Below are 5,462 nucleotides of genomic sequence, written 5' to 3' on the forward strand. Positions count from 1 at the left end.
AGGCATGTGGCGTCCCTGGGCTAAAGCCACAGGGTTTTCATCTCACCCACTATAATATCAAGTTTGGGTGATGACTTTTGAGAGTCTCCTGGCTTTTTATAGGAATTTTTCTGTCACTCATTGCCACAAAAACTCAGGATATTCTGTAATCTACGTCATACCAAGTTGCGTTTTGTTGTAGTAGTTTGTGATTAGGGAAGATTGCTGAATTTCTGATACCATTTCATGAAATTGCTGATACAAATCTTTTCTCCTCTGCTCCTGAAGCTCCTCTGCTCCTCTGCGGTCTAATTGTATCAAGCTTAAAGTGAAACGGTATGAGTCCTTACGGACACGCGATCGTCGCAACGCGACACGCTCTTGCAACGCGTATGGAACAGCGGTACGCTTTGCGATTACGGGATACCACTAGCTTATACCTGTGGCACGCTTTGCGCATACGCAATTGACTTGTGCTATCCGGGAATTGGGACTTGGTATTAGCTGCAAGTTTTCAAGCAGATATAGCTTAGATTAAACTAAAACAAGCATATTCAGTGGTTTTTGGTTTAGACAACACAGAGATTCCTTTTCTGGTTTTGTTACTACAAAATCAGAAAAAATCCTTGCCATCACCTAAAAAAATTAGTCTTCGCTGTCATGATGATGTTCAGATACTTTGAAGTAGAGGTATTTCACCTTAAGATGAAGCCTTTGTGATTAGATTTAGAATGGTTCACGATTCACAAAAAGTCATCTACATCGAATAATATATATTTTTACAAACTGACTTGACTTGTGATCCTAAAATTGATTTCATCGTCATTGAAACTTTTTTATTGAGTCTTATCTTATAGGAGTAATTCTCATTAAGCCCAAACAAGCAAATTTTTCATGATAATTATTCTATAGGTTTTTTCGGAACGTTATTTAATAGGAACATGGAGCAAGCTTATTGTTTTTATTTTTATTTCTTTTTTTCTTGTAAAACATTGATATAAAATTTAAATAAATGTACTTATACTATCGATTGAGATTGATTCCATCTCAACTAGTAACTGTAACAGTGGTACTGACTTTGTTATTATTTTTACCTCAAACTTGGATCACTTGGGAAGCATACTACAACTTCAACAACATTATAAAAAATGAATTTCAACTACAAATAATTAGTGATAAAATTATCTATATTGATGAAGTTTTAACAATGTCAGCAAGCATGAATGCTGCTACAAATAATCCAGATTGGGAACAACGCTATCATGAATTTGAACCTCAACTAGATGTTGCAATTAAAGAATTTATTAACCTGGTTCCAAAAACATGTAAAAAGGAAGATATCAAAAAAGTTTACGCAATCAATCAGCGCTTGGTAGCAATAGAATATCAATCTTTTGATTTAGTCAGAAAAGGTCAAAAAGAAGCAGCACAAAGACTCTTTTCTAGTCCTGAATATAAAACTCAGAAACGCTTCTACGCCGATAGTGTAGCGAAAAGAAATCGTACTATCTCGCTTCAGTTGCGTCAAAAAGTTGCTGAATACCGCAACAAACTATTTTGGTCAATTTTTGCATCAATTTTAAGTTTAGTCATGCTCATTCCAGCATGGCTTTTGGTGTTGCGCTTGTTACAAGAATACTTAAAAAGTCGAAAACTTGCCCAAGCAGCCTTAGAAAAAACTAATCAAGAATTGGAAATTCGAGTTGCGACAAGGACAAAGGAATTAAGACGGAAAAATATCCAACTACAACAAACACTACAAAAACTGCAACAAACTCAAGTACAACTGATTCAAACTGAAAAAATGTCTGGTTTGGGTCAGATGATGGCTGGTATTGCCCATGAAATTAACAATCCCATCACTTTTGTTGCTGGCAATCTTGTTTACGCTGAGGAATACACCCAAAACTTACTAAGAGTGGTGGAACTCTATCAGCAGGGCTACCCCAATCTTTCACAAGTCGTTCAAGCTGAAATCGATTCTATGGATTTGGATTACTTGAAACAAGATTTCACTCAACTCCTCAAATCTATGAAAATGGGAACAGAAAGGATTCAGGAAATCGTTAAATCTCTTCAGACATTTTCTCGCTTAGATGAGGCTGCTATAAAGACAGTTGATATTCATGAAGGTATTGATAGTACATTAATGATTTTGCAGCACCGCCTGAAGGCAACTGATAAACATCCAGAAATCTCTGTGATTAAAGAGTATGGTTTGTTGCCGTTAATCGAGTGCAACCCTGGTTTACTGAATCAGGTATTTATGAATATCCTTGCCAATGCAATTGAAGCTTTGGATGAGTACAACTCACAGGACACATCTGATGAAGTCAAAGCTAACCCCAGTTATATTCGCATTCGCACTGAGGTGATTTCAAAAAACTGGATCGCAATCCGAATCATGGACAATGGCCCTGGTATTCCAGAAAAAATTTGTTCAAAGCTATTTGACCCTTTCTTTACTACAAAACCTGTGGGTAAAGGTACAGGACTTGGGCTGTCTATCAGTTACCAGATTGTAGTAGACAAGCATGGTGGGAAGTTATATTGTCATTCAGTACCTGGACAAGGTGCAGAATTTTTTATTGAAATTCCAATTAGTCGTCTATGTGCGAATGGCAATAAGGGACTTGCAATTAAAAAAATGTCCAATTTGTAGTGATGCACAAAACAATGGTGGGCTACGGCGCACTTTACTCATCATGTAACATCTCAACTATTGTGCGCCTAACCCACCCTACCTGATGGATAATTTATTTTTTGGTAGTCCCTAAAGCAGTGAACTACTTATACTCCGTTCTACAACACTTGGACAAACCTAGACAAAGTTGAACCTTGTTAGACAGTGCCCGGATTGTTTCCTGCTTCAACCTGGCAGTGTCGGCACTAACCAGTCCACAGGCTTAAATTCGGATAGAACTTATCCTATGTTTCGCTCTTGTTTCGCGTTAGAGGAATAATAGCACATTTGAATGTTGGACAAAAATGTTAATTAATGTCTAGCTTTGTCCAACAATTTAGTTACAGTTTCTAGCCCCTGATGGGTGAGTTAGTCGCTTCCCTTCATGTCCTTATCGCTGTATCAGCTATCGCCTAGCACCCAACTGACTAAGGTACGAACGCCAAAGCCAGTCGCACCGGAACCGTTGTAACCATTTTCTTTTTCTGCCCAAACAGGACCCGCAACATCTAGGTGCGCCCAAGGAGTTTCTTTGACAAACTGCTTGAGGAACAATGCAGCGGTGATTGAACCACCAGAACGCGGTCCTGTATTCTTCATGTCCGCGATGCCAGACTTGAGTCCTTCAAAGTATTTTTCTTCCATTGGAAGTCGCCAAATCTTTTCCCCAGAAATTTGGGAAGCTTTCTCTAACTCTCCAGCTAAAGCATCATCAGGAGAGAACAAACCTGCAATATCCTCTCCCAAAGCAACCACACAAGCACCCGTGAGAGTAGCTAAATCAATGATTGCATCAACTCCTAGCTTCTCAGCAAATACCAAGGCATCTGCCAAGGTCAAACGTCCTTCTGCATCGGTGTTATTTACTTCTATGGTTTTGCCATTAGATGCAGTCAGAATGTCGCCTGGATGCATTGCACGACCGCTGATCATATTTTCTGTGACAGCGGAGATGAAGTGAACTTCAACATCTGGTTTAAGTTGACCAATCGCTTTGGCTGCACCTAAAGTAGCCGCAGCACCACCCATGTCAATTTTCATGGTTTCAATGCCACTACCAGCTCCTTTGATGTTAAGTCCACCAGAGTCGAAAGTTAAACCTTTACCGATAATTGCTAGCTTGCGTTTGGGCGTTCCTTCTGGTTTGTAAGTCAGGTGAATAAACTTCGGTGGTAGATCAGAAGCTTTTGCAACTCCCAAAAACGCTCCCATGCCCAACTTTTCACAGTCTTCCTGTTCCAAGATTTCTATTTGTAAACCGTGTTCGGAAGCAATGGCGGCGGCGGTGTCTGCCATAGTAATTGGTGTCACAGAGTTGGCTGGGGCTGCGACCAACTGGCGTGCTAAAAATACACCAGAGGCAATTTGATTGGCGCGGCTAATTGCTGCTTCCTGTCCATCCAGTCCTAGCAAATCGACTTTTTCAACTTGTGGTCCTTTATCCTCTGGTTCAGATTTAAAGCGATTATCCTGGTATAGTGCTAATTGAACTCCTTCAGCGAGTGCTTGTGCTGTTTGTGTTGGGTCGTTGTTCCAAATCGGTAAGCTGATTCCTAGAGTTTTGCACTTCTGCTTTTTAGCTAACCGGGCAACGCTGGCTGCGCTTCGCCGCAAGGTTTCTAGTTTGAAAGCCTCGGGTTTGCCTAAACCTACGAGTATAATTTTACGAACTGGGCTACCAGTACCTACTCGTGTGACAATGCTGGTGTTTTGCTTACCCTTAAATTCCTCTTCCGCTATCAGTTCTTTTATACTACCAGCCAACTTTTCATCTAAAGTTGCCAGTTCGCCAGTTAACTCTACAGCATCTTCAAATAATCCAATTGCTAAACCGTCCCCCGTCCACTCTAGAAGGGGGGTATTAGTGGTAATAATTTCCATACTCTTGTCTTCTGTGTAAAACTTCTTGTACCAGTATTGCGCAAAATATGCGCTTTATGCTTCAAAAGAGCGTATCAGAGTTGGTGATTAAATCAGTGAACGCTTAACAGGGAACAGTGAACAGTGAACAGTAAACAGTGAACAGTAAACAGTAAACAAGGGGTGGACGAGTCCGTTTCCTACCTGATAACTGGTAACTGATAACTGATAACTGTTAACTGATGACTGATAACTGATGTAGATCCCATATCATATTTTGGGCGATTTTGTTGCCGAAGTAACAATTTCTTATAATAGAGCATCTAAGATTGAAGGTAAAGCTTCAATTTTTACGATGCTCTTTTGGAATACTGATATGAGTAAATTCAGGGGAATTGAAATCCGTAGGGTGGAATCCAGTAAGGGAGGAATGGTAGAGTTCTTTACAGCTCAAGCCAGTCATGAAACTATGTTGGTACAAATTCCACCCAACACAATAGATGATTTATTTGTTCACAAAACACATACAGACCAATTGCTAGTCGTAAAAGGACAGTTTGTCCTTGTGACATTGCTGGATAAACAATACCAGTATCTTCCTTTTAGTGAAGACCATTCTGTAGTCGTGACAATTCCGCCGGGAGTTTTGCACGGGGCGATTAATTTAAGTTCAGAACCGTGTGTTTTGGTGAATGCAGTGCTGCGTCACAAACCACCTCAAGCGCGGGATTACATACCCCATAAACGACCATTTCCCTATGATTTAGAAGCAGCCCAAGCGGCGTTGAAGAATTTGGAAATCGCAAATCAAGTCAAGAATTATGGGGCGACTCCAGTATAGGTTGTTTGGGTTAAGTTGCATTGAGGGTGGGTTAAATAGCTCACCTTAATTTTTTTGTTTTTCTAAATTTTATACTAACTTTGGGATAATAAATTTTAA

3 protein-coding genes are annotated in these 5,462 nt (G+C 40.0%); 2 read left to right on the forward strand and 1 reads right to left on the reverse strand.

The window, feature by feature from the left end; genetic code table 11:
- The first annotated feature begins 991 nt into the window (after positions 1 to 991).
- Positions 992 to 2,641, forward strand: coding sequence for a sensor histidine kinase (locus DP116_RS09535; protein WP_169154964.1), 1,650 nt, complete (start codon positions 992 to 994; stop codon positions 2,639 to 2,641).
- A 423-nt stretch (positions 2,642 to 3,064) separates the two neighbouring features.
- Here DP116_RS09535 and DP116_RS09540 read toward each other — a convergent pair whose 3' ends face one another.
- Positions 3,065 to 4,543, reverse strand: coding sequence for a leucyl aminopeptidase (locus tag DP116_RS09540; RefSeq protein ID WP_169154965.1), 1,479 nt, complete (start codon positions 4,541 to 4,543; stop codon positions 3,065 to 3,067).
- Between the two features lie 355 nt (positions 4,544 to 4,898).
- Here DP116_RS09540 and DP116_RS09545 point away from each other — a divergent pair, with 355 nt between their 5' ends.
- A complete protein-coding gene (locus tag DP116_RS09545; RefSeq protein ID WP_169154966.1) occupies positions 4,899 to 5,363 on the forward strand; it encodes a cupin domain-containing protein in 465 nt (154 codons plus the stop codon).
- Positions 5,364 to 5,462: the final 99 nt, after the last annotated feature.

The sequence above is a fragment of the Brasilonema bromeliae SPC951 genome (genome assembly GCF_012912135.1).
In the GTDB taxonomy this organism is placed as follows: domain Bacteria; phylum Cyanobacteriota; class Cyanobacteriia; order Cyanobacteriales; family Nostocaceae; genus Brasilonema; species Brasilonema bromeliae.

Excerpts from the sequence above, each read along its gene's own strand:
- DP116_RS09535 (WP_169154964.1), top strand. The coding sequence starts at position 992 with ATGTACTTATACTATCGATTGAGATTGATTCCATCTCAACTAGTAACT.
- DP116_RS09540 (WP_169154965.1), bottom strand. The coding sequence starts at position 4,543 with ATGGAAATTATTACCACTAATACCCCCCTTCTAGAGTGGACGGGGGAC.
- DP116_RS09545 (WP_169154966.1), top strand. The coding sequence starts at position 4,899 with ATGAGTAAATTCAGGGGAATTGAAATCCGTAGGGTGGAATCCAGTAAG.